Source organism: Bacillus sp. FDAARGOS_1420 (assembly GCF_019344915.1).
Taxonomy (GTDB): domain Bacteria; phylum Bacillota; class Bacilli; order Bacillales; family Bacillaceae_G; genus Bacillus_A; species Bacillus_A mycoides.
Genome location: NZ_JAHWJB010000002.1, coordinates 617373 through 640630, shown reverse-complemented (window position 1 = coordinate 640630; position 23258 = coordinate 617373). Strand labels below are relative to the sequence as shown.

Annotated in this window: 26 protein-coding genes, 1 riboswitch and 2 other annotated features (1 of these 29 only partly in view); of the genes, 10 read left to right on the top strand and 16 right to left on the bottom strand. The window is 34.9% G+C overall.

The window, feature by feature from the left end; genetic code table 11:
- The first annotated feature begins 54 nt into the window (after window positions 1-54).
- The 3 genes from I6L50_RS13600 to I6L50_RS13590 all read left to right on the top strand — a co-directional run bounded on the left by I6L50_RS13600 (window position 55) and on the right by I6L50_RS13590 (window position 2603).
- The gene (locus tag I6L50_RS13600) at window positions 55-675 is read left to right on the top strand and encodes a DUF47 domain-containing protein (protein WP_002086688.1); all 621 of its coding nucleotides are present in this window, start codon (window positions 55-57) and stop codon (window positions 673-675) included.
- Window positions 676-686: 11 nt separating this feature from the next.
- Window positions 687-1685, top strand: a complete 999-nt coding sequence (locus I6L50_RS13595; protein WP_002126356.1) for an inorganic phosphate transporter — start codon at window positions 687-689, stop codon at window positions 1683-1685.
- Window positions 1686-1802: 117 nt separating this feature from the next.
- Window positions 1803-2603: a sulfite exporter TauE/SafE family protein gene (locus I6L50_RS13590; protein WP_002086690.1), complete on the top strand. Its 801-nt coding sequence runs from the start codon at window positions 1803-1805 to the stop codon at window positions 2601-2603.
- Between the two features lie 293 nt (window positions 2604-2896).
- Here the strand turns inward: I6L50_RS13590 and I6L50_RS13585 are convergent, their stop codons facing one another.
- Window positions 2897-3124 (bottom strand): hypothetical protein, encoded by a 228-nt coding sequence (locus I6L50_RS13585; protein WP_002086691.1) that lies wholly within the window; start codon window positions 3122-3124, stop codon window positions 2897-2899.
- A gap of 170 nt (window positions 3125-3294) precedes the next feature.
- Between I6L50_RS13585 and I6L50_RS13580 the strand changes: the two genes are divergently transcribed.
- The gene (locus I6L50_RS13580) at window positions 3295-3807 is read left to right on the top strand and encodes a Crp/Fnr family transcriptional regulator (protein WP_002086692.1); all 513 of its coding nucleotides are present in this window, start codon (window positions 3295-3297) and stop codon (window positions 3805-3807) included.
- A gap of 29 nt (window positions 3808-3836) precedes the next feature.
- Here I6L50_RS13580 and hmpA read toward each other — a convergent pair whose 3' ends face one another.
- The 3 genes from hmpA to I6L50_RS13565 all read right to left on the bottom strand — a co-directional run bounded on the left by hmpA (window position 3837) and on the right by I6L50_RS13565 (window position 6996).
- The gene (gene hmpA / locus I6L50_RS13575) at window positions 3837-5045 is read right to left on the bottom strand and encodes an NO-inducible flavohemoprotein (protein WP_002030709.1); all 1209 of its coding nucleotides are present in this window, start codon (window positions 5043-5045) and stop codon (window positions 3837-3839) included.
- Window positions 5046-5265: 220 nt separating this feature from the next.
- A complete protein-coding gene (locus I6L50_RS13570) occupies window positions 5266-5784 on the bottom strand; it encodes a hypothetical protein (RefSeq protein WP_113937027.1) in 519 nt (172 codons plus the stop codon).
- Window positions 5785-5898: 114 nt separating this feature from the next.
- Complete coding sequence (locus I6L50_RS13565) at window positions 5899-6996, bottom strand: site-2 protease family protein (RefSeq protein ID WP_113937026.1); 1098 nt, start codon at window positions 6994-6996, stop codon at window positions 5899-5901.
- Between the two features lie 152 nt (window positions 6997-7148).
- Between I6L50_RS13565 and I6L50_RS13560 the strand changes: the two genes are divergently transcribed.
- Window positions 7149-7346 carry a hypothetical protein gene (locus I6L50_RS13560; protein ID WP_000776287.1) on the top strand — a complete coding sequence of 66 codons (198 nt, stop codon included), beginning with the start codon at window positions 7149-7151 and terminating at the stop codon, window positions 7344-7346.
- A 128-nt stretch (window positions 7347-7474) separates the two neighbouring features.
- Here the strand turns inward: I6L50_RS13560 and I6L50_RS13555 are convergent, their stop codons facing one another.
- Window positions 7475-8326, bottom strand: coding sequence for a YhfM domain-containing protein (locus tag I6L50_RS13555; RefSeq protein ID WP_113733923.1), 852 nt, complete (start codon window positions 8324-8326; stop codon window positions 7475-7477).
- Between the two features lie 108 nt (window positions 8327-8434).
- On the opposite strand from I6L50_RS13555, the gene I6L50_RS13550 reads away from it, so the two are divergent.
- Window positions 8435-9211, top strand: coding sequence for a class I SAM-dependent methyltransferase (locus I6L50_RS13550; RefSeq protein ID WP_113937024.1), 777 nt, complete (start codon window positions 8435-8437; stop codon window positions 9209-9211).
- 39 nt (window positions 9212-9250) lie between these two features.
- Here I6L50_RS13550 and I6L50_RS13545 read toward each other — a convergent pair whose 3' ends face one another.
- Window positions 9251-9460 (bottom strand): hypothetical protein, encoded by a 210-nt coding sequence (locus tag I6L50_RS13545; RefSeq protein ID WP_000880630.1) that lies wholly within the window; start codon window positions 9458-9460, stop codon window positions 9251-9253.
- Between the two features lie 262 nt (window positions 9461-9722).
- Window positions 9723-9981, top strand: a binding site (T-box leader).
- Between the two features lie 56 nt (window positions 9982-10037).
- Here I6L50_RS13545 and brnQ3 point away from each other — a divergent pair.
- Window positions 10038-11393: a branched-chain amino acid transport system II carrier protein BrnQ3 gene (brnQ3, locus tag I6L50_RS13540; protein ID WP_219301807.1), complete on the top strand. Its 1356-nt coding sequence runs from the start codon at window positions 10038-10040 to the stop codon at window positions 11391-11393.
- 24 nt (window positions 11394-11417) lie between these two features.
- Here the strand turns inward: brnQ3 and I6L50_RS13535 are convergent, their stop codons facing one another.
- The 6 genes from I6L50_RS13535 to I6L50_RS13510 all read right to left on the bottom strand — a co-directional run bounded on the left by I6L50_RS13535 (window position 11418) and on the right by I6L50_RS13510 (window position 15379).
- Window positions 11418-11774 carry a DUF3992 domain-containing protein gene (locus I6L50_RS13535; RefSeq protein ID WP_002126339.1) on the bottom strand — a complete coding sequence of 119 codons (357 nt, stop codon included), beginning with the start codon at window positions 11772-11774 and terminating at the stop codon, window positions 11418-11420.
- Between the two features lie 10 nt (window positions 11775-11784).
- Window positions 11785-12417: a response regulator gene (locus tag I6L50_RS13530; RefSeq protein WP_000598709.1), complete on the bottom strand. Its 633-nt coding sequence runs from the start codon at window positions 12415-12417 to the stop codon at window positions 11785-11787.
- Complete coding sequence (locus I6L50_RS13525) at window positions 12414-13469, bottom strand: sensor histidine kinase (RefSeq protein WP_002011673.1); 1056 nt, start codon at window positions 13467-13469, stop codon at window positions 12414-12416. The genes I6L50_RS13530 and I6L50_RS13525 overlap by 4 nt, the downstream gene beginning before the upstream one ends.
- Entirely contained in the window at window positions 13469-14209 is a 741-nt protein-coding gene (gene liaF / locus I6L50_RS13520; RefSeq protein WP_113937021.1) for a cell wall-active antibiotics response protein LiaF, read from the bottom strand. The genes I6L50_RS13525 and liaF overlap by 1 nt, the downstream gene beginning before the upstream one ends.
- 106 nt (window positions 14210-14315) lie before the next feature.
- The gene (locus I6L50_RS13515; RefSeq protein WP_219301806.1) at window positions 14316-14978 is read right to left on the bottom strand and encodes a PspA/IM30 family protein; all 663 of its coding nucleotides are present in this window, start codon (window positions 14976-14978) and stop codon (window positions 14316-14318) included.
- 44 nt (window positions 14979-15022) lie between these two features.
- On the bottom strand, window positions 15023-15379 hold the full coding sequence (locus tag I6L50_RS13510) for a lmo0954 family membrane protein (protein ID WP_002011676.1): 357 nt from the start codon (window positions 15377-15379) through the stop codon (window positions 15023-15025).
- 310 nt (window positions 15380-15689) lie between these two features.
- On the opposite strand from I6L50_RS13510, the gene I6L50_RS13505 reads away from it, so the two are divergent.
- Window positions 15690-16112: a GNAT family N-acetyltransferase gene (locus tag I6L50_RS13505; RefSeq protein ID WP_002011677.1), complete on the top strand. Its 423-nt coding sequence runs from the start codon at window positions 15690-15692 to the stop codon at window positions 16110-16112.
- 68 nt (window positions 16113-16180) lie between these two features.
- Here the strand turns inward: I6L50_RS13505 and I6L50_RS13500 are convergent, their stop codons facing one another.
- The 3 genes from I6L50_RS13500 to gltP all read right to left on the bottom strand — a co-directional run bounded on the left by I6L50_RS13500 (window position 16181) and on the right by gltP (window position 19679).
- Complete coding sequence (locus I6L50_RS13500; protein WP_219301805.1) at window positions 16181-17497, bottom strand: Na+/H+ antiporter NhaC family protein; 1317 nt, start codon at window positions 17495-17497, stop codon at window positions 16181-16183.
- A gap of 94 nt (window positions 17498-17591) precedes the next feature.
- Window positions 17592-17697, bottom strand: a riboswitch (SAM riboswitch).
- A 120-nt stretch (window positions 17698-17817) separates the two neighbouring features.
- A complete protein-coding gene (locus I6L50_RS13495) occupies window positions 17818-18336 on the bottom strand; it encodes a ribonuclease FAU-1 family protein (RefSeq protein ID WP_012260619.1) in 519 nt (172 codons plus the stop codon).
- Between the two features lie 68 nt (window positions 18337-18404).
- Window positions 18405-19679, bottom strand: a complete 1275-nt coding sequence (gltP, locus tag I6L50_RS13490; RefSeq protein ID WP_002086711.1) for a glutamate/aspartate:proton symporter GltP — start codon at window positions 19677-19679, stop codon at window positions 18405-18407.
- Between the two features lie 492 nt (window positions 19680-20171).
- On the opposite strand from gltP, the gene I6L50_RS13485 reads away from it, so the two are divergent.
- Complete coding sequence (locus I6L50_RS13485) at window positions 20172-21446, top strand: murein hydrolase activator EnvC family protein (RefSeq protein WP_219301804.1); 1275 nt, start codon at window positions 20172-20174, stop codon at window positions 21444-21446.
- Between the two features lie 97 nt (window positions 21447-21543).
- Window positions 21544-21705, top strand: coding sequence for a hypothetical protein (locus I6L50_RS13480; RefSeq protein WP_002158647.1), 162 nt, complete (start codon window positions 21544-21546; stop codon window positions 21703-21705).
- A gap of 30 nt (window positions 21706-21735) precedes the next feature.
- Here the strand turns inward: I6L50_RS13480 and I6L50_RS13475 are convergent, their stop codons facing one another.
- Window positions 21736-23091, bottom strand: coding sequence for a sodium-dependent transporter (locus tag I6L50_RS13475; protein ID WP_002086712.1), 1356 nt, complete (start codon window positions 23089-23091; stop codon window positions 21736-21738).
- 111 nt (window positions 23092-23202) lie between these two features.
- Window positions 23203-23258, bottom strand: a binding site (T-box leader) (it continues 191 nt past the right edge of the window).

The following is a 23258-nucleotide window of genomic DNA, read 5'->3' as shown; positions in this document are numbered from 1 at the left end:
AGAATTGATTAGCCAATATATTTTACATATATTACTTTTGTGGGGGTAACAATAATGGTCTTTAAATCAAAAAAAGATAAATTTTCTGAAATGCTTATGAACGTTTCCGAAAATTTAAAAGAAGGCGCGCAGTTTTTCGTGGAGTATAAAATTAAAAATGCTAGCGATTTAAAAGAGTTTTCTATGCGCATGAAAGAGTATGAGTCAAAAGGTGACTCATTCATTCACGAAATCATTATGGAGCTAAACAAAGCATTTATTACTCCTATTGAACGTGAAGACATCCTACAACTTGCAATGAGTATGGATGATGTATTAGACGGATTAGATCACAGTGCTAGTCTATTCGAAATGTATTCTATTACAGAAGCTGATGAATACATGATTAAATTCGTTGAAGCAATTAATCAATGTGCGATTGAGATTGCAAATTCTGTTGAACTACTTTCTAAAAAGAAATTAGTCGATATTCGTACAAATGCGATCAAGATTAAGGATTACGAGTCACAATGTGATGATATTCGCCGTCATGCGATTAAGCACTTATTCTCTCGTGAGAAAGATCCGATTAAGATTATTCAATTTAAAGAGATTTACGAAGAGCTTGAAGAAGTAGCTGATAGCTGTCAAAGCGTTGCAAACGTATTAGAAACAATCATTATGAAGAACGCGTAAGGAGTTTGATCATGGATACACTCTTGATACTGACCGTTTTAGTAGTCATTTGCGCTTTAGCTTTTGACTTTATCAATGGATTTCACGATACAGCAAACGCTATTGCAACGGCTGTTTCAACGAAAGCTCTAAAGCCTAGACATGCAATTGTTATGGCAGCTATTATGAACTTTTTAGGTGCGATGACATTTACAGGTGTAGCAAAAACGATTACAAAAGATATTGTTGACCCGTTTGCTTTGCAAAATGGTTCTCTTGTAATTTTAGCTGCTTTGCTTGCGGCAATAGTCTGGAATTTGATCACTTGGTACTATGGCATTCCAAGTAGTTCTTCGCATGCAATCATTGGCGCAATCGCTGGTGCAGCAATTGCTGCTGCTGGTATTAGCTCATTAAACTATAAAGGGTTTATAAAAATTCTTGAAGCTTTAATCATTTCACCGATCATCGCTTTTGTTATTGGTTACATCGTATATAGTATTTTTAAAGTGGTATTTAAAAACTTTAACTTAACGAAAACGAACAAGAACTTCCGTATATTCCAGATTTTCACCGCTGCATTACAAGCTTATACGCACGGTACGAATGATGCACAAAAAGCAATGGGAATCATTACGATGGCTCTTATGGCCAATAACTATCATACTTCTGGCGATATCCCTTTCTGGGTACAATTATCTTGTGCAATCGCAATGGGTCTTGGTACTTCTGTCGGTGGTTGGAAAATTATTAAAACTGTCGGTGGACAAATTATGAAAATTCGTCCTGTAAATGGTGTAGCTGCCGATTTATCATCATCACTTGTTATTTTCGGCGCAACATTTATTCACTTACCGGTTAGTACGACGCACGTTATCTCTTCTTCTATTTTAGGGGTTGGTGCTTCACATCGCGTGAAAGGTGTAAAATGGGGAACTGCAAAACGCATGTTAATTACATGGGTTATTACACTTCCTATTTCAGCTTCTTTAGCTGCATTATTTTACTACTTATTACACTTAATCTTTTAATCAAAAGTCGTCTTCCTTATTTTTCTAGGAAGACGACTTTTTTGTGAACAAGCCTATTTCTTATTAAAAAGCGTGTATAATGATTGATGGATAAGTTATATAGAGGAGTTGGCAATTTTGGAATACATCATGTTACTTTTCATCGGATTAATCGCCGGGACAGTCGGGAGCCTAGTCGGACTTGGAGGCGGAATTATTATCGTTCCGTTATTAATTGGATTACACAGTTTATCACCACAACTCGCAGTAGGAACTTCTATGGTAACAGTCGTTTTTACAGGGCTGGCTTCTACCCTTACTTATATGAAACATAAACGGGTAGATTATAAAAGTGGACTTATTTTATTTATCGGGAGTGGCCCTGGTGGTATTATCGGATCATGGGCAAACAAATTTTTAAACCAAGATACATTTTCTTTATACTTTGGGATTTTTCTTATATTCGTCTCCATTCTTCTTATACTACGAGACAAATTGAAACCTCTTTCCCTATCAAATATGACTGTAATTAAGCGATCTTTTACAGATAACGAAGGAAATACTGTAGACTATCAATTTCCACCATTTCTCGCTATCTTTATTGCCTTTATAGTTGGATTTATATCCGGATTATTTGGAATCGGTGGTGGTGCCTTACTTGTGCCAGCGATGATGCTCCTTTTTGCGTTCCCAGCACACATTGCTGTAGCAACTTCAATGTTTATCGTATTTCTCTCAGCAATTGTAAGTTCTTTAACTCACATCTCTCTAGGAAATGTCAGCTGGGCTTATGCATTAATTCTTATTCCTGGTGCATGGATTGGCGGAAAAATCGGGGCTTATATTAACACAAAATTAAGCGGTAATGCAGTAATTAATTTATTACGTATCACATTAATTATTCTTGGAACTAGATTAATCATTACTTCATTTTTATAACGCGTTCTTTCTAGAATGCGTTTTTTCTTATACACATGAATATAAAAAGGCTCCTAGGAGAACAAATAAAACTAAACAAACACTTAATAGCATAAAATTTGAAATATGTAATTTCTTCAAGTTGATCACTCCTATAGCTATGACTGTTATCTTTATGATAGCGAAAAAACAGTTATCTTACAGTTACAAAGCGCTAACAATGCAAAATCATTTATTACAAATTTTATCCTTATATTTCATTTCTTTGTATAATCTATCGATTCAATAAAAAAAGATGTCATATTGACATCTTTTTAGTGAAGAAGTGACCATCCCATAAAGTCTTCATGTACTTGGCACGCCCTCTTATCCTTTCGATCATATAATTCAGCATAACTATCTGTTTCTTCATCATAAGCCATCGTATAAATAATTTGGCCGTCTATTTCAACGGATAAAACGACTCCACCTTTCATCTCTTCCACATGAATGATAGCATTCGCCGGAATTCTCATATCCGTCATCTTCATCGCATCTAACAATATACTAAACCCCCTACAGCGTATTCATTGCTAGTACTATTACACACTAAATAGTATACTACTGTAATAGCATACATTTCGTCAATGAAATTGCTGTTTAAAAAGCATATTGTCTTTATACATATACGCTAAAATATAAGAAATAGAAATGTTTTAATGGGGGGCTAACATTGATTCTACATAAGGGAGATGTATTATTCCGTCAAGGTGAGGACGGTCCATTATATTTTATAAAAACAGGTTTATTAAAAGTTATTCGGTTAGAAGAAGACGGAACACCATTTTTATTTAATATTATCGTTCCTGGTGAAACGATACCTCACCATTCTTTAATTTCACCGAAGGAATATCACGGTACAGCTATCGCTTTAATGAAAACAGAAGTGGAGCCTATAATTAGCAATGAATGGTACGACAAACTTCAGGCAAATCCTGCATCATATGAAAATATCGCTATACAATTACAATCGAAGTTAAGAATGATGCAACAGCGTATCGATCAATTGACAACTGTCTCTCCTAAAGAGCGCCTTCATCGTTTACAAGAGTGGTTCACCTTTTATTTAGGTGACATCCCTATTTATGAAATATTAACACAAACTGAAATTGGTCAGCTCATAGGTGTACGCCGCGAAACAGTAAATCGCTTACTTAGAGAACAAGCAAAAAACGAGGTAAAATAATACCTCGTTTTTTGCTTGGCAACGTTAACCTATTGTAAGCTTGCTGCGGGACCGAAAAATTCATAATGAATGTTCTCTTGTTTAACACCCAAATCAATTAATGCAGCATTTATATGCTTCATAAATGGTACTGGACCGCAAAAATAAAATTCTGCTTCAGTTGTTGGAATAATAGTTTGTAACCATTCACGTTCAATGAATCCTTCTTTATCAAAATTCTTCATTTCCACATCTTGCTCTGTCGGTGAAGAATAGCAAGTATATGCTTTAACTTGTTCATACTCTTTTTCTACTGTCTCAACATGCTCTTTCATCGCATGTGTATTACTATTTATCGCCGCATGAACAAAGCATACATTACGCTTTGATTCTTGTTCAATTAGCGTATTTAACATGCTCATCATCGGTGTAATACCTACCCCACCACTAATTAGTACAACAGGTAATGTTGAATCCATATTTAAAACGAAATCTCCCGCTGGTGCACTTACTGGTAAGACATCTCCTTCCCCTACATGATCATGTAAGTAATTAGATACTTTACCATCTGGTGTATCTACACCTTTTTCTTCCTTTACACTAATACGATAATATTCTTTTCCTGGAGCATCAGACAAGCTATATTGACGATTATGTGTATATGTCTCACCTTTAATATTTATTTGAATCGTTACATATTGTCCTGGAATGAATGAAGAAACTTTCCCGCCATCTTCAGGTTTTAAATAAAATGATGTAATAACGTCGCTTTCCTTCACTTTTTTAACAATCACAAAGTTGCGGAAATCTTTCCATCCACCTTCTTTATGTGCAGCTTCTTCATACATACCCGCTTCAATGCTAATGAATGCATCAGCAATGACGCCATACGCTTCTCCCCATGCATTTAAAACTTCATCAGGTGCGCCTGCGACCTCTTTAATCGCTCGTAGTAAGCATGTACCTACTATTGGATAATGCTCTGCTTTAATACCTAAACTTCTATGCTTATGACCGATTTGTTTTACAACTGGAATAATAGCTTCTAAATTATCAATGTACATTGCAGCTGCATAAACAGCATTTGCTAACGCTTGTTGTTGTCTTCCCTTTTTCTGATTCGTATGGTTAAAAATATTCAATAACTCCGGATGTTCCGAAAATAAAATTTGATAAAATCTCGTTGTAATTTCAACGCCTTTTTCTTGTAATAACGGTACTGTTGACTTTACGATTTCAATTGTTTTTGCACTTAACATTGTATCCCACTCCTCTATTTCCTTAACTGTTTTTAGTTTAACTGAATTGTATAATACATATTGTGATTTTAATCACTATTAACATGGTGTTTTTGTGAAAAATATATGAACAAAAACATATTAAATAAATTTTAACTAGTGGCGTGCTCCCATACGCTACTAATTATTAGCCTCATTAATTGGGCTCAAAAAAAGGCTAACTAGAATTCTAGCTAGCCTACTACTTCGTTTGTATCGCTTGTTCAATTACTTGTATATTCTGCCCATCTCCAAACTCGGTATACCCCCATACATTCGTCTCACCTTTATATTTATTTACAAGTATATCCAAGTCATGATATACGCGATGAGCATAGACTACATACTCAATATTCTGAAGCCCCACACCTTTTTTTACAATTTCATAACTTCTATTCACATCGCGTTTTATTTTTTCATTTTTTATTTCTTTATGTATATTTTTTAAAGAAGGTTCTTGCTCTTGAAACCATTGTTTAAAATGTTTCCAATCCCCATCTGTATATTTCTCTGCCTTACCGTAGTTCAAGAAATTATTATAACTTTCATGTGTCGTACGAACAAATTCGAGTGTCTTCTTCTTCTCTTGCACATCTTCTATTTGTGCTACTGTATTTACTCCAGCAGACTTATTCGCATAATACAATAGTACTTTCATAAGACTATAGCTCGCTATTGCCATTACAGTAATAGCTACCAATACACTTAACAATTTCTTCATATACAGAACTCCTTTTCTACTATGAATATTACAATGTACTGTTACACTTGTAACATTCTCTCGCAGAAATGTAATTCCTGTTTAAATCCTCCTTTTCATTTCGACACTATTTTTCTACAAACTTCTCCTTGGTAAATGCTCTTGTAAAACAACATAACCTTCATAAGCTGTATAACCGAGTATAGCCATTAATCCGATATAACAAGCAAATACTGTCCATTTCGTTTTCGTATCGACTTTATAATAATTTTCTTGTTGTTCCTTTTCTGTTTCCCATTCATTTAATTTTCTTTCTGACATTTCAAATGCTTCTCTTATATGAATTGTATGCATTTCTTTTTCATCTTCATATGGGACATAATCAAGTGGCTCAAATTTTGGTAAAAGGTACTCTAGCACTTCAATCTTTTGAAGTTCTCCTGTTTTTAATTCTTTTTCACGTTCTCTTTGTCTTAATACATTCATTTCATGGTGAATCATATAAATCGTTCGATGCACCGCATCAGTTTCTTTTAATTCCTCTTCAAGCCTAGTAACATATTCTTTCATTCCATCGATTTTATATCCTAATTCCTTAATCGGCTCATCTCTCTTTATTACTCTATATAGTTCCATACAGCCGATAATAAAAATAAATCCTCCTAAAATACTCTTGAAGTAAATAGAATAGCCGAGTAGTAAAACTAGCCCTGCCCCCCAAATTTTCGTGCTTACAACTGAAATTATTCGTCCACCATCTAATGGAGAAACTGGAATTAAGTTAAAGAAATTAATCATACTTCCAAGTAAAATAATAAGCGCCCAAAACGGCTCTTTCGTGATTATATACAGTGGGATCGCGGGTAAAAATGAAAGCAATCCGAAAAGAGGTCCCATATATGCAATGTAAGCTTCATCTTTTGCATTTTTCGGCATCTCTTTCATCCCAATAAGAGCTCCCATAAATGGTATGAAGATTGCTGGCGATGTTGGTATCCCTTTCTTTCTCGCTGCCCATAAATGCCCCATCTCATGTACAAACAATAAATATACGAGTGCTACCCCAAACTTCCAACCATATATGACTGCGTATGCACCAAGCGATAAAAACATACTAAATACTGTTGAAAATTTTGCTAACTTAAAAATTGCAAATACCCATTTTAACTTAGATAGTAAAAATAACCCTATTGCAACTATAACTCCCCATAATCCTTTTTTATTATTTTTCATATTCCTCTCCTTTATCTCGCTTTATTGAGCCATATACACTCATCAAAACTTATTCTTTTTCTCTATTATGACATATTTTTTTCTATTGTTAGAAATAATGTTTATTCCATCCATTTTTAGCCAAAAATAAAAATAAAAGGAGGTAAATACAAATGAAATTACAATCTCTTATGATAGGCGCTCTATCGTTTTTAGCTTCAACTCTTATTTTTTATACCGTCAGCTACGTATTATTATTAGATTGGTTGCCAAATCACTTATTTATAGCCCTTATTATTCTTTCCGCTCTTATGATTTCCTTTCTAATTACACGAAAATCAATGAATGAGCCATCTGCAAAAGCAAAATAATAGAGGGGATCTTTCCCCTCTATTATCATTTCCTAGGAAAGGCCATATAGACTTTATGATTCTTACTACCCTCTATTTACGGGCAGTAAGAATCAGCGGGGGATGCCCCCACTGATTAAAATTTCACTTTATCTTTGTAAATTCATTTTTTCACCATACTCTTTAACAATTTGAATAATGTTTTGAAATGCTCCTACTTTTTCTTTCTTACTATTTAATATTTGTAAATCGTGATTATCATAATAGGTTTCTAGTGATTTTAATTGTGATTCTGAAGCATCTTTTATCGGAACAGTAACATTCAACTCATACTGTTTATACCCTTCCTTTACTTTTTCAGCTGAAATTATTTCACTCTCTTTTGCGCCAATTAATTTTTGAACCTTTTCCGGGAAAATTAATTGCAAATAATATTCTTGTTCCTTCGCTAACTTATTATATAGTGATTGTGAAATCGTATAACGTACTGTATAATTCATTTTTTGATCACCCGCTTTAATATGAAACGCAGTAATCTGCAAATCTTTTTTCGTTATTTCCGTTAAAGGCCCTACCTGCATCTCATCTTCTTTTTGTTCTGGAATCTTTGGAAATATAGCCAAAAGTTTTTCAGTATCTTTTTCGTTCAGCATATACATAGCTTTTTTATATTGCACCCATCCCCGTCGATCTTCTCCTCTTAACCATGCATAATACGTTTCTATTTTCCCCTCTCTACTAATTTGTATTTCATATTCTGGTTTACCAAAGCTACCTGTTACTTCTTGTTTTTCTGCTTTGCTTATAATATCCACCACTAACTCCGCATCCATTTTCTTTAATTTTTTTTCTTCTGTACCTTTTTGTATAACAGTTATTTGTAATGGTTCTTTCACTTCATTCACTGTCTCCTCTACTTGTTTCGATTCTTTCTTTTGCTCTGCTTGACCACACGACGCGAGTAAAATAACACATAAAACCATTAAATATTTTCCTTTCAAATCGATTCTCCTTTTCCAATAAGAAATTCTTATAATCCTCATACATAAAACAAAAACGTTACATTATATAGAATGAGCTATACTATACAATGAAGGGAGGATTTTACAATGTCCATTAATTTTCATGATGCAAATAATAAGTATACGTATGCAAGTCGTAACGCACATATTTCATGGCAGGAAACAATAAACAATATTGTAGATGTGCAAAATAAACAAGTAATTGATATAGGTTGTGGTGGCGGCATTTACACGAAAGAACTTGCTCTTATGGGAGCCAAAAGTGTTGTTGGGCTTGATTTTTCAAAAGAAATATTACAAGCTGCAAAAGAAAATTGTAACGACTTCCCAAACATTTCATTCATTCACGGTGATGCACATAATATCTCATTCCCTAATGAAACATTCGACCTTGTCATTTCTCGTGCAGTCATTCATCATTTACATGATATTCCCACATTTATACGAGAGGCTTCTCGCATATTAAAAAAAGACGGTATACTTATTTTACAAGACCGAACTATTGAAGATTGTACAATTCCAGGAAGTCCTGAACACCTTCGTGGATATTTTTTCTCTGTCTTTCCAAAACTCATTGAAACAGAAGCGAAAAGAAGACCAAAAACCACTACTATTCAGCAAGAATTACAACAATATTCTCTTCAAGCGTTCCCCATACAAACACAATGGGAAGTACGAAAAGTACATGATTCTGTAGAGGCTTTGCTACAAGATTTATCTCCTCGAACAGGCCGATCCATTCTATATGAACTAACAGATAATGAACTTTCTCAACTTCTACATCATATCCAAACGGCATTACAAAACGTCTCTCCTATCATCGAAAGAGATCGTTGGACAATTTGGAGCGCGAAAAAATTGTAAGGAAGGAAGCCTCACAAAGTAATGTGAGGCTTCCTTCTTTCATAATCTAATTTTGCAACACTCTTGATATCCTCCACTCCTGGCCTGTGCACTTCCACACTTCGGACATACTAAATATCTAGACTGATTTGTCAACAAACTACCTTTTTGAAAGAGTAAAACTTCTGCTTGTTTAAACGAACGCGAATAATATAACCACATAAAACCAATTATAGCAATAATGCCAAATAATACTCCCATCGCAAGCATTTCAGTCACCTCTTTTGGTTTGTTCTTTCCAGCAAGTGGATTGTTGTATTATTCTCTGCAAATTCAAACAATTCCTTCCTTACTCCTATAAATATCGATTTTCTCCATAATCTTTACAATTCTCTATAATGTTTTACAGCATTTTTACAAATAGTATTAACCCTTATATTCTCAGCTATATTTCTACAGGAAAGTGTATTTCCCAAAAAATATGTTGACTTTCTAAAAAAAACGTGTGAAAATACTGTCAGAATACTTGAATTAAAATTCATTGACGAGAACGAGTACGTTATAGGACTGTTCCCCAGAGAGTTGGCGATTTGCTGAAAGCCAACGTTCAGTGCTTAACCGAAAATCATCTCCGAGAAGTAGAACCGAATGCTAAAGTAAGTTCTTACCGGATGTCCCCCGTTACAAGGAACACGTATCATGTTGTACGTTGCAAAGCCGTATACATATAGATTTATTTCTACATGTATAAATTAGGGTGGTATCGCGGGTAAATATAACTCGTCCCTTTCTTTAGGGACGAGTTTTTTGTGTTCTTACAATGAATTTACAAAAAGGAGGAAAAACAATGAACACTGTATCAAAAAAACATGTTTTTTTCACAGGCCTTATGCTATTTTCTTTATTTTTTGGGGCAGGAAATTTAATTTTCCCTCCAATGCTTGGACAAAATGCTGGTGAAAACTTTTGGCCAGCAATGATTGGTTTTTTACTAACAGGAGTCGGCTTACCACTACTTACTGTTATCGCTATTTCTCTATCAGGAAATGGAATGCAACAACTTGCAAGTCATGTTCACCCATTATTCGGAATATTCTTTACGGTAGTTGTATACATTGCAATCGGTCCATCTATGGGCATCCCACGTGTTGCTAATGTCGCTTATGAAATGGGGGTTAGTTCTTTCTTACCAGAAACTATTCGCTCTAGCAGCCTGGTGCTATTTTTATACACAGTCATCTTCTTTTCTATCGTATTTTGGCTTAGTTTAAACCCTTCTAAGCTCGTCGATCGTATCGGAAGTGTATTAACACCTATTTTATTACTCTCTATTTTTTTATTATTCGTTAAGAGTGTATTTACACCCCTCGGGCAATCTGGACCAGCCATGCAAGAGTATCAAACTTCTCCAATTTTCAAAGGTTTTATGGAAGGATACTTAACGATGGATACCATTTCAGCACTTGCATTTGGGATTATCGTTGTAAATGCAATTCGCTCAAAAGGTGTGAGTGATCGTAAATCAATTGCCATCGCTACAGCAAAAGCAGGACTTATTGCCGCTACTGGTCTCGTACTTGTATATGGTGCACTTGGCTGGCTCGGTACAACTAGTGTCTCTCTCGGATACGCAAAAAATGGAGGACAGCTACTTACCGTTATCGTACAACAATTATTCGGTCCATATGGTCTAATTCTGTTATCTCTTATCGTTACACTTGCTTGCCTAACAACATGCGTTGGACTTGTATCTGCGTGCAGTCAATACTTCTCAACATTATTGACAAAATTTTCATACAAAATGTTAGCAAGTGTCATTTGCTTGTTAGGATTATTAGTTGCCAACTTAGGTTTAACAAAAATTATCGCCATCTCTGTTCCTATTTTACTTGTTGTATATCCAGTTGCAATTGTACTCGTGTTATTATCATTACTTCATAAATATTTCGGTGGCTATCGATCTGTTTATGTATGTGCTTTAATCGGAACAGCAGTTGTTAGCGTTTTTGACGGATTAAAACAAGGGAATATTCCTGTTTCATTTATCACATCTTATTTTGAGTTTATTCCATTATATAATGAAGGAATTGGCTGGTTAGTACCAGCGTTAGTTGGGGCTATTATCGGTTTTGCTATCGCAAAATTAAGTGGTGCAAAAACAGTACCATTAGCGGAGCATTCACCTGAATCGAAAGTATCATAAAAAAACTCCCATTTCGGGAGTTTTTTACATTTGATAAGAAGTATGATTAAAGCTACTTACTTTATAAGCTTTCGTATAGTAATCAATATTCGTATCCACTGTTTCTACTTTTACAACATCATAGCAATCTTCTTGCTTCACTAGAAATAAATAATATTCTTCTGTTGCCTCAATAATTGCAATACGATCTGTTTCAATATCATATTGTTCACAAAGTGCTTGCAACGCATTCACATAGTTACCTAATTTTTTCGTTTCATCCATTCCAAATATCGTTTGAACTAACATACACTCTCTCCCCTTTGTATGTACTGTTAACACCTTAATGATAACGCTTACATAAATAACCGTCAATAAAAAGCTTTGACCATATATAGTCAAAGCTTCCTTCTTATTTCGTCAATTGGTGTCTAAACGCATAAATAACCGCCTGTGTCCGGTCACTTACATTTAGCTTATTTAATATATTACTCACATGTGTCTTTACTGTTTTAAGGGCAATAAACAACTCATCTGCAATCTCTTGATTACTTTTCCCCTCTGCAATTAATAACAAAATTTCAGACTCTCTTTCTGTTAACTCCTCATGCAAAGGTTGTTCTTTCTTCTGACGCATACGAGACATCATTTTGCCAGTAACTTTCGGCTCTAATACCGTTTCCCCATCATAAGTAGCTCTTACAGCATCTGCAATATCACTCGCTCTTGATGTTTTTAATAAATAACTTGTCGCCCCCGCCTCAATAACAGGATATAACTTTTCATCATCTAAAAAGCTCGTGACAACTACAATTTTCGCTTCTGGCCATTCTTGAATAATAGCACGTGTCGCTTCAACCCCATCCATCTCATCCATAACAAGGTCCATTAAAATAATATCCGGTCTTAATTGCAAAGCTAACTCTGAACCTTTTCTTCCATTTTCAGCTTCTCCAACTACTTCAATATCTGGCTGCGTTGATAAATATGCTGATACACCCATTCGAACCATTTCATGATCATCAACTAGTAATACTTTTATCATGATTCTCCCCCTCTCTCAATCATAATAGGTACTTTCACTTCTATTTGCGTACCTTTATTCGGAAAACTAAGAACTTTTAATGTACCACCAATTTCATGAACTCGCTCTTGCATTGACCTTAAACCGTATGAACCAGCCTTATTAACACCAACTTTAAACCCAACACCGTCATCAATAATTTTCAAAATCGCATATTGATCAATTTTCCGAAGGCGTACTTCGGTTTTCTTTGCCTTCGCATGCCGTAAAGTATTAGACAGCGCCTCTTGTACAATACGGAATAAATGATCCTCTACACCTTTTTTTAATTGAATCGGTTCAATTAACCATTCAATTTTCATATGTTGCTTTCTAGACAGTTCTGTTAATAATTCTTCTATACCCTCAGTTAGTTTCTTACCTTCTAACTGCACTGGGCGTAAATGAAGGAGCAATGCTCTCATTTCTGATTGTGCATTTACAACCATATTCTCAACAAGCTGCAACTGTTTTTTCGTCGTGTCTGGAATTTCAGCTGCTTGCTCATTAATGGCTGACATCATCATCGACATTGCAAAAAGCTGCTGACTTACAGAATCATGTAGCTCTCTCGCTAATCGATGCCTTTCTTGAGAAATCGCTTCTTGTCTCATCTCTTCATTCCAATGGGCTCGTTCATTCGTTACTTTTTGAAATAGCCCAGCTTGCTCCTCTAAGCGACGAGCAAGACCAATTACTTTTCGTTCCACTTCATGAAATTCATCGTCCGCAGTAAATGAAACATCACTCGGAAAATTCCCTCGCTCTACTTCAAATAGAAAAGTATTTAATCCTTGTATACGCTGTTCTATATAATAACCGATTGCATATCCTACAATTCCTCCGATAAGAAGACTCGTACTCATAATAAACAAGCCAATTGGAACAGAAGCAATGGATTCTTTCCAGAGTAAATCATAAACTTGTTGCTCGCTTTTCCATACATATACAATTGTACAAATAAGTGCGATACTCACAGAGGACAACATAGAATAACGAATATACATCCACGAAATATTCCTTTGTTTTTTCATTATACTTTCCTCACTTCCGTATCGCCTACGACAAGCGAAGAAATAATCTTAATACGACGAGGGGCTTCTTTATACTGTTCTGTTCTAAACGTAACATTACGGTTAAATCCAGTTTCTTCGTGTCCTGGCAGGAGCACTCGCCCAACAATAACAGAATGATTTAAAGACAATTCAATATCATATGGTACATATAAGCGAATATTACCAATGACGCCCCGAATCACAATAACCGTTTCTCCCTCTGGAATCATAGCAGTTGTTAAATCAATCTCGACGTCACAAGCACCATATTGGACGTTAATATCCTCTATTTCATAAATATGATCCATCATTCTTACATTACCTACAAACATATTTTTTATATACGGTTCTGTACGATATATTTGTTTTTCTTCATTTATATATCCCTGTTCTTTAATTTCAACTTTCATTGCTTTTTGCCGATGTCCTTGTTGAATAAGTTGATAACCAATTAAAGCTAAACAAGCAAACACAACAAGTACGAATGCCGCTGATGAAAATAAGAAGAATAAGAAGACAATACCACCGACAAATAAAAATACATTCCCTCTTACATAACGGTTCTTCTTTCGATAATGTCTTCCAAACATAATCATAATAAATGCAAATATTAGACCACCTGGTTCAAAATGTCCAAGTATCATATCAAGAAAAAGACCGAATCCAAATATGATGAGGAGCATCCCCATAAATTGTGTTTTTGAAAATTGCTTCTTCATTTCAGCTCCCCCCTCCTTGTCACATATACATAGAAGAAAAGGCATTGCTTTCCAACACCTTTTCTCCTATCACTATATCATAAGCCTGTTTTATTATATACTACAATTATTTTGTTACTTCTTTCGTTAACGATACTTCATTTTTCTCTTTCATTTCACTCTCTATTTTTGCAATTTTCATATCAAATGTATCACGCTCATGCTCTTCATTTATACGAAGCTCTATGTCACGAATGTGATCTTCAATTTCTTCGAATCGTAAGAACGGATTATTTTCATCCATTTTATGCATAGCAGTATTCATACGGCGGTTTGCATGCGCCATATTTTCACGTGCCATTAATTCCATACGCTTTGCGTTCATTTCTTTTAATTTATTTTTCATTTCTGAAAGACGACGCTCTAACTCATCAATTTGCTCTACAACACCAGCATACATTTCTTCTAAGCGAGTTACTTGCCCTTCATAATACGCTACTTCTTCTAATGCACGTTCATGCAATTGCAATTCGCCTGCTTCTTGTGCGATGATAGCTTGCTTTGATCTTTTATTAACGAAATAACGTGCTTGCTCAAGCTCACGAGCGAAGTTAGATTTTAATGTTTTATGACGCTGAATTAACTTCTCAATTTTTGTTATTTCACGCTCACTATCGCGTAGATATTGGTTTAACATAGCAATTGGATTTTTTCTTTCTTTCTCATCTAACACATTATGAAAATCAGCTAAAATTGCATCGCGTACACGTCCGAATAAAGATTGTTTCATTATAATCTTCCTCTCTTCTACTTTATAATTTGATTTATTTTATATTAGTTTTTCATTAACTTGTTCCACTCATCTTCAAAGTTGCTATATGGTTTAGCACTTTCTGGAGCAGAATCAACAACTACATTTTTTCCTTTTTTCCACTCACGGTATCCGTAGTATAAAACTACTAATGCTGCGATACCGATTAATGCTGGGGAATGAGAAAGTGCAATGGACAAACCGATTAAACCAACAATACCCCAAGCTAACTTTCCAAAGAATGATTTAGCTCGCACAAATGATTTATAGCTCCAGTACACAACTCCTGCTCCAATGGCGAATCCTACAATACCAGCAAGACTACCAAGAGCAATTAAAGCCAAAATACCGGCTGCGATAAACGCTAGAAATTGTTTCATCTTGTGCTTGCCTCCCTTCGATTTGATACTCTTATCTTAACTATTTTTTCATTTTTTCATAACGAGCTTAAGAACCGTTTTTAACTCAGACTTAAGACTGAGTTAAATTCAGCCTTTTGCAAAACGAACATGTATGCGATGCGTATAGATACAGAAAAATTCTTATTCAATAACGGATGAAAATCTCAACTTGCGCGTCCAAAAAATTAGCAATACATACAAACGTTTATTAAATTACATTAAATATATTATTAAGAAAATTATGTTAAAATAAATCAGAAGGCTACATTTAAATTAAAGGGGATATATCATGAATTTACACATTACGAAAGAAATCAATACCGCCGCTAAAAACTATATAAACAATCAGCTTTATGAATATAATTTAAAGCACTTTCCATCTGATTTAAGAGACAGATACTTAGAGATTCATTTATTTCTTAAAGATGAAAATGGTAAAATATGCGGGGGAATATTAGGTGAAGTCTGTTGGAATTGGTTAGAGATTCACTCTTTTATCATCGATGAAGATATACGTGCATTAGGGTATGGAACTAAACTGTTATTAGAAGTAGAAAAAATCGCTTTAGAAAGAAATTGTGATTTTATAAAAGTTGACACTTTAAGCTTTCAAGCATTAGATTTCTATAAAAAATATGGTTATAAAGAGTATGGTATCCTCGATAACGTAGGAAGAGATTATAAACACTACTATTTGAAAAAGGATTTATAAATAATAAAAAACGCTCAGAGAATGTTCTCCGAGCGTTTTCAACTGCTAATAATAAATGTCTCTTTATGTTATGCAGTTTTATGATACTCTTTTTTTTCCGCCACTTTAGAAAATCTCGGGAAACCAATTAATATAGAAATGATTCCACATACCCCAACTAAAATTGGATAAAATGCATATGGTAACAATTCGACCGGAGATAACGCAGCAAATCCTGCCGCTGTTAACATTTGAGCACCATATGGGATTAACCCCTGTACACAGCAAGAGAAAAGATCCAGTACACTCGCTGATTTACGGGGATCAATTTCATACTGATCCGCAATATTTTTCGCAAGCGGACCTGTAAAAATGATAGAGATTGTATTATTTGCTGTACACATATTCGTCATACTCACTAAGCCAGCAATACCAAACTCTGCTCCTTTTTTCGAACGAATATTACGTGTTAAAAGATTCATTAAATATTGAATGCCACCATTATATTGGATAAGTTCAACCATACCACCGATTAATATAGCAAGTAGTACTAGCTCCATCATACCGCCCATTCCAGTCGTTACACTTTTAAAGAAACTCTCTAACGTGTAACTTCCATCTATAAGGCCGATAGCACCTGATAATATTGTTCCACCAGTTAACACAATAAGTACATTCCAGCCAAGTAGTGCTGTAATAAGTACTCCTGCATACGGTAAAATCTTTATCCAGTCAAAACTATGGGCTTTAACTTGTGTATCACTTCCTAAAGTAATTATTACTAATAGTACAATTGTAATAATAGCGGCTGGTAATACAATTAAAAAGTTCGTTTTAAACTTATCTTTCATTTCTGTTCCTTGTGAACGAACAGCAGCAATTGTTGTATCTGAAATAAATGATAAATTATCACCAAACATCGCTCCGCCCACAACAGTAGCCATCGCAAGTGCTATTGAGATATCAGTTTGCCCACTAATCCCTACAGCAATTGGTGCTAGTGCTGCAATTGTTCCCATTGAAGTTCCCATCGCTAATGAAATAAATGCCCCTATAACAAAAATTCCAGCAACGATAAATCCTGGTGGCAAAATAGATAACGCTAAGTTAACAGTGGAATCAACTCCGCCCATTCCTTTTGCTGTTTCAGAAAACGCCCCTGCAAGTACAAAAATCAGAACCATGATCATAATATCAGGATTTCCTGCACCTTTAGCAAATCGTTCTACTTTCACATTAAAGCTTTCCTTACGATTCATCACTAAAGCAATTCCTACAGCAATTGAAATTGCTACGAGTATCGGCAATTTATAGAAATCACCTGTAATAATTCCAGAACCAATAAATAGCGCCAAAAATACTCCAAGTGGTAATAAAGCTAAACCATTTCCTCTCGTTTCTTTCAAAGTATCATCTCTCCCTAGTTTTCAACCTTTTCTAATGAATAACAAAAGACCTCTTCCGATGAGAAGAGGTCTTATACATCTATAAGAAACGCTCTTCTCATCTTTCAAGCACACGCTTGCTGGATTTGGCACAGCACTCTGAAATCGAGTCCGCTGCCGAGGCATCGTAGGGCCAGTCCCTCCGCCTCTCTTTATAAGAAGGTTTCATATTTATTTTTTAATAATAATTTCTTTCCTAACTTTACTCGCTTACAAAACAAAAGTCAATTATTTTTTGTATAGATTTTTTTGGTAATTATACAAAAATATGAATAAACCAATCATTTTAACTTTTCGATTTCTTTATCCAATATTGAAATCCAATAAAATTTTCTATTTTTTATCGTCGCGATAATCCATTTTGTTGTATTCCATGCTAACTCATATTCTTCTTTTGTAACATCACCAATTTTATAGGCATCCTCTAACTCGTCTTCATCCAGTACATAGATCTCACCATTCGGTAACAATACTACATCTAAATATAAATCATCAAAATAAGGTAAACCACGCTCGTCTATTTTATATTCTTTCGTCACGTCGATATAATATTGTACTAATTGTTTTTGATTGTCTAACATAGCTGTAATTGCAAAGTTTTTCCCGTTTATAAAATATTGCATCCATGTATACCCATCACCTGCAATGCAAAGCTGTTTACCATTGTATTCTTTATGACTAGGTTCTCTCACTTTTTTTATGTCCAGCATTCCTAACATTCCATCCTCTACTTGCTTAACCCTATAATCCTTCTCTATTAGTCGCTTCCACGAAGAACCGTCACCATATTTACGTTTCATTACGTCCGCTCCTCTTCTATATATAGAAAAGCCCCCACATATTATGTGAGAGCTTGTTCATATTATAATTAAGCTGCTTGACCCTTTTCAGATATCTCTTTTAAATAGGCTTGTCCTTTTTCAGCGTCATATTGACCTTCCCACTTAGACATAACTACAGCCGCTAAAGAGTTACCTACAACGTTAACTGCTGTACGAGCCATATCAAGAATACGGTCAATACCTGCAATAAACGCTAAACCTTCAGCTGGAATACCTACTGTACCAAGTGTTGCTAATAATACAACGAATGATACGCCCGGTACACCCGCGATACCTTTTGATGTAACCATTAATACAAGTAATAACGTAATTTGTTGTGTAATGGATAATTCAATACCGTACATTTGAGCTAAGAAAATTGCCGCAATTGCTTGATATAAAGTTGATCCATCTAAGTTAAATGAATAACCTGTTGGAATAACGAAAGATGTAATTGCTTTCGGACAACCGAACTTTTCCATTTTCTCCATAATTTTCGGTAAAACCGTTTCTGAACTTGCTGTAGAATACGCTAAGATCAGCTCGTCTTTTAAAATCTTAAAGAATTGGAAAATGTTTATTCCAAAGATTTTCGCTGTAAGTCCTAATACAACTACAACGAAGAAGATCATTGCCCCATATACTACAATGAGTAATTTCCCTAATGGAATTAATGAAGCTAATCCGAATGTAGAAACTGTAACACCAATTAATGCGAATACACCAAATGGTGCAAACTTCATAACTTGGTTCGTTACATAAAACATTGCATCTGCTACACCTTGGAAAAATTGTAGAACTGGTTTGCCACGCTCACCAACTGCTGCTACACCTAAACCAAATAATACTGAGAAGAAGATAATAGCAAGCATATCACCTTCAGCTAATGATTTCATAATGTTCGTCGGAACAATATTTACAAACGTATCTGCGAACGAATGACTTTGTACTTGCTCTGTCGTATGTGTATATTTAGAAATATCTGTTTTTGTTAACTTATCCATATCAACGCCTTTTCCAGGTTGGAAAATGTTTGCTATTAATAGACCGACAGCAATTGCAATCGTTGTAATAATTTCAAAGTAAATAATTGTTTTTCCGCCTAGTCGACCTAACTTTTTAACATCGCCAACACCAGCAACCCCAACAACAATACTCGCTACAACAATCGGTACAACAATCATCTTAATTAATCGGATGAAAATATCACCAATTGGTTGTAAGTACTTCACCACTTCCGGATTGCCAAAGAAAATCGCCCCAACTGCAATACCAAGCGCAAGTCCTATTAAAATTTGCCATGCAAGTCCTATTCTTTTCATACTTGTGGTAACCCCCTCTTCGATGTGTCACTCTATCTCTCATTCTATCTCTATAAAACTTGAAATTAAGAGTATTACATATTATTCGACAATTCACTACATTTTGTCCCTGTTGAAAATCATAAATCAAAATTTAAAATCTGACAACAAAATAAGTTTGCACGAATGCAAATAATTTTCTTGACAAAAACAAACTCCATGTCAGAAAACCTCACATGAAATCGATTCCTCACTAGTGATTGATAGGTTTTTAAAATACTGTTTCATTATGGAAAACTCCATCATTTCCCATGTTTTTTTAAAAAAATATAGAAATTGATATCTTTTTCTATACATTCAAGAATTTTAAATTTATGACAAACACTACGAAAAGATACTAAATTCCGACAAAACTTAGCAAAATTATAAAATTTTCTTTACATTATGATTACAACGATAGACACTCTTCTTCTTATGATATATAACATTCATAGGGAAAGGAGCAAGACAACCATGAAAAAGAAATTTGCAGCATTTAGTGTTTTAGCAGCTGGAACGATTTTCGTTTCCCCGTTACTTTCACCCGTATACGCTGAAACGAATGAGAATAAATTATCTAATATTCAATCCGAATTAGAAGGCAAACAAAATGACTTACAAAATAAATCAGCTGAGAAAGAACAAATAGAAAAAGAAATCCAGGAATTACAAAAGAAAATCGACGAATTAACTACTTCTATTAATAAAAACGAAGCTGAATTAAACGATACAAAAAAAGAAATTAGCAACACACAGCAAGTTATTACTGAAAAAAAGAAACATATAGAGCAATTACAAACGAACATAGATACACGACAGGAAGTTATTAAACAACGACTACAATCTATGCAAGAAAAGCCTCGTACGAGTATCATTACAGAAGTAATAACAAGTTCTGCAAATATTGCCGATCTTGTTGATAATATGTATTCTGTAAGTTTAATTTTAAATAACGATACAGATATTGTGAAAAAGCAAACAAGTGATCAGAATGCTGTTACGACAGAAAAAGAAGCTGTTGAGAAAAAAGAGCAACAATTGAAAGAATCCGAGCAAAAATTAGTACAAAAACAACAAGAGTTACAAAGTAACCAACAACAGCAACAAACTTTTATTAACGATCTACATACGAAAGTAGCAAAAGTAGATTCAGAGATTGAAGGGTTAGAAAAATCAAAAGGCATTTTAGAAAACCAGCGTCAAGCTGTTCAAAAAGCAATTGAAGAAGAAAAACGTGCAGAAGAAGCGCGGAAAGCTGAAGAGGCACGTAAGGCTGAGGAAGCAAAAAAACAGGTAGCCGCTTCTGCTAAAGAAAGCACACAATCCGCACCAACACCGCAAGATACGAACAAAGGTGGATTTATTAAACCTGCCGCTGGATCGAAAACTTCAGGATTTGGTACACGTTCTTTAGATAACCATAAAGGAATCGATATCGCAGCTTCAGGAACAGTGCCAATCGTAGCTGCTGCAGATGGCGTCGTTATCCGTTCAGAATTATCATCTAGTTACGGAAATGTTGTATACTTATCTCACCGTATAAACGGAAAAACATATACAACTGTATATGCACATATGAGTAGCCGTTCTGTATCTAATGGACAAACTGTAAAACAAGGCACTCAACTTGGATTTATGGGGAACACTGGCCAATCATACGGACAACATTTACACTTCGAACTTCACCTTGGGGAATGGAATGTCGGTAAGACAAACGCAGTTGATCCATCTCCTTATATCGGATTATAAAAAACTCGGTGCATACCGAGTTTTTTTACTACTTCACACTTTTTAGGCATTTTACATAAACTACAACTAAATGCCTATATTTTGCGGGGTGATAAATATGAATACACAATTACAAGAAGAAATAGAGGAAGCTAGAGAAACATACATCGGCCGGTTATTTACATTCGGCGGCTCAGCGTTATTTTTAATTGGATCATTTATCGCAGTTGTCACAGCTTATAAAGCATATAATCGCTTATTAAATACTTCTACAACATAATAAAAAGACGGAGAAATCTCCGTCTTTTTATTATGCAAATATTTTAAATACGCCTACCGCATTTAAAAATACGATAATTACAGTTACCGGAATAACATAACGAAGCAAGAAGAACCAAATATTAAACAATGTTTTCCCTTTCGTTTCCGTAACTTCTAATTCCTTCATTAATAGCTCTTTACTCATTTTATTTGGTACAAATAGCGAAATGGCTAGTACTCCGAGTGGCAGTAATACATTACTTACCGAAAAATCGACGAAATCAAAGAATGTCTTACCAAATATTTTCACATCACTCATAATTCCAAACGATAACGCTGATGGAATTCCAACTGCAAAAATAAGAATACCAATTAATAACGAAGCTGACGGACGCTTCTTCTCATTATCTTTCGCAACAGATGCTACTACAATTTCAAGCATTGAAATCGCAGATGTTAAAGTCGCAAAGAAGAATAAAACTAAAAACATAATGAAGAAAAATTGTCCAAATGGAATTTTTGCAAAGACAGCAGGAAGAACGATAAACAGTAGCCCTGGTCCTTCTGTCGGTTTAACTCCTAATGCGAAAATCGCTGGGAAAATCGCTAACCCTGCAAGTACTGTAATAAATACAGTTAAACTTACAATAGATGTTGCTGATTTAGCTAAATGCTCTTCTTTCTTTAAATACGAACTATACGTTACCATTACCGAGGCACCTACCGTTAGTGAGAAGAAAGATTGCCCCATCGCATATAAAATCGTATCTGCTGTAAGCTTTGAAAAATCTGGTTTTAAGAAGAACTCTACCCCAGCCATAGCACCATCAAGTGTTAATGCACGAATAATGATAGCAATAAATAAAATGAATAATAACGGCATCATGTACTTACTTGCTTTTTCTATGCCTTTTTCCACACCTTTACTAACAACAAAAATGGTACAAAGCATAAAGATGAATTGCGCCCCAATCGCACTTACTGGATTTGAAATTGTTTCAGCAAACAATTGTCCATAATCGACTACTCCGTTCCAAAAACTACCTGTGACACTATAGTATAAATAAAGTAAAATCCATCCACCTACAACACTATAAAAAGATAGTACGCTAAAACAAGTAACAACCCCCATACGACCAATCCAAGGATATAACTTGCTATTCGGTACTAATACTTTATAAGCTGTAACGGCCTCTTTTTGAGTACTACGGCCAATAACAAATTCAGCTAAAAGAAGAGGCATACCAATAAATAAAGTTAATAGTAAGAATACAAGGAAGAATGCGCCTCCCCCACCATTACCTGCAACATATGGAAACTTCCATATTGCACCAAGACCTACTGCGGCTCCGGCTGCTGCGAGTACAAAGCCAATTTTCGACGTCCATTGCTGTGTTTCTTTCATCATAAATTCTCCTTTTCTGAATATTATAACTTTTATCAATTATACACTTTCATTTCATACTCGCACACCTCCTTTAGAAAATAAAAAAGTCCCCTACACGCAAATATGCATGTAGAGGACGATATATGTAATAGAATACCGTGGTACCACCTCAATTGGATCAATAA

Bases quoted from the DNA above. Each gene is read 5' to 3' on its own strand.
- I6L50_RS13600 (WP_002086688.1), top strand. From the start codon at position 55: ATGGTCTTTAAATCAAAAAAAGATAAATTTTCTGAAATGCTTATGAAC.
- I6L50_RS13595 (WP_002126356.1), top strand. From the start codon at position 687: ATGGATACACTCTTGATACTGACCGTTTTAGTAGTCATTTGCGCTTTA.
- hmpA (WP_002030709.1), bottom strand. From the start codon at position 5,045: ATGTTAAGTGCAAAAACAATTGAAATCGTAAAGTCAACAGTACCGTTA.
- I6L50_RS13570 (WP_113937027.1), bottom strand. From the start codon at position 5,784: ATGAAGAAATTGTTAAGTGTATTGGTAGCTATTACTGTAATGGCAATA.
- I6L50_RS13565 (WP_113937026.1), bottom strand. From the start codon at position 6,996: ATGAAAAATAATAAAAAAGGATTATGGGGAGTTATAGTTGCAATAGGG.
- I6L50_RS13560 (WP_000776287.1), top strand. From the start codon at position 7,149: ATGAAATTACAATCTCTTATGATAGGCGCTCTATCGTTTTTAGCTTCA.
- I6L50_RS13550 (WP_113937024.1), top strand. From the start codon at position 8,435: ATGTCCATTAATTTTCATGATGCAAATAATAAGTATACGTATGCAAGT.
- I6L50_RS13545 (WP_000880630.1), bottom strand. From the start codon at position 9,460: ATGCTTGCGATGGGAGTATTATTTGGCATTATTGCTATAATTGGTTTT.
- brnQ3 (WP_219301807.1), top strand. From the start codon at position 10,038: ATGAACACTGTATCAAAAAAACATGTTTTTTTCACAGGCCTTATGCTA.
- I6L50_RS13530 (WP_000598709.1), bottom strand. From the start codon at position 12,417: ATGATAAAAGTATTACTAGTTGATGATCATGAAATGGTTCGAATGGGT.
- I6L50_RS13525 (WP_002011673.1), bottom strand. From the start codon at position 13,469: ATGAAAAAACAAAGGAATATTTCGTGGATGTATATTCGTTATTCTATG.
- liaF (WP_113937021.1), bottom strand. From the start codon at position 14,209: ATGAAGAAGCAATTTTCAAAAACACAATTTATGGGGATGCTCCTCATC.
- I6L50_RS13515 (WP_219301806.1), bottom strand. From the start codon at position 14,978: ATGAAACAATCTTTATTCGGACGTGTACGCGATGCAATTTTAGCTGAT.
- I6L50_RS13510 (WP_002011676.1), bottom strand. From the start codon at position 15,379: ATGAAACAATTTCTAGCGTTTATCGCAGCCGGTATTTTGGCTTTAATT.
- I6L50_RS13505 (WP_002011677.1), top strand. From the start codon at position 15,690: ATGAATTTACACATTACGAAAGAAATCAATACCGCCGCTAAAAACTAT.
- I6L50_RS13495 (WP_012260619.1), bottom strand. From the start codon at position 18,336: ATGAAACGTAAATATGGTGACGGTTCTTCGTGGAAGCGACTAATAGAG.
- gltP (WP_002086711.1), bottom strand. From the start codon at position 19,679: ATGAAAAGAATAGGACTTGCATGGCAAATTTTAATAGGACTTGCGCTT.
- I6L50_RS13485 (WP_219301804.1), top strand. From the start codon at position 20,172: ATGAAAAAGAAATTTGCAGCATTTAGTGTTTTAGCAGCTGGAACGATT.
- I6L50_RS13480 (WP_002158647.1), top strand. From the start codon at position 21,544: ATGAATACACAATTACAAGAAGAAATAGAGGAAGCTAGAGAAACATAC.
- I6L50_RS13475 (WP_002086712.1), bottom strand. From the start codon at position 23,091: ATGAAAGAAACACAGCAATGGACGTCGAAAATTGGCTTTGTACTCGCA.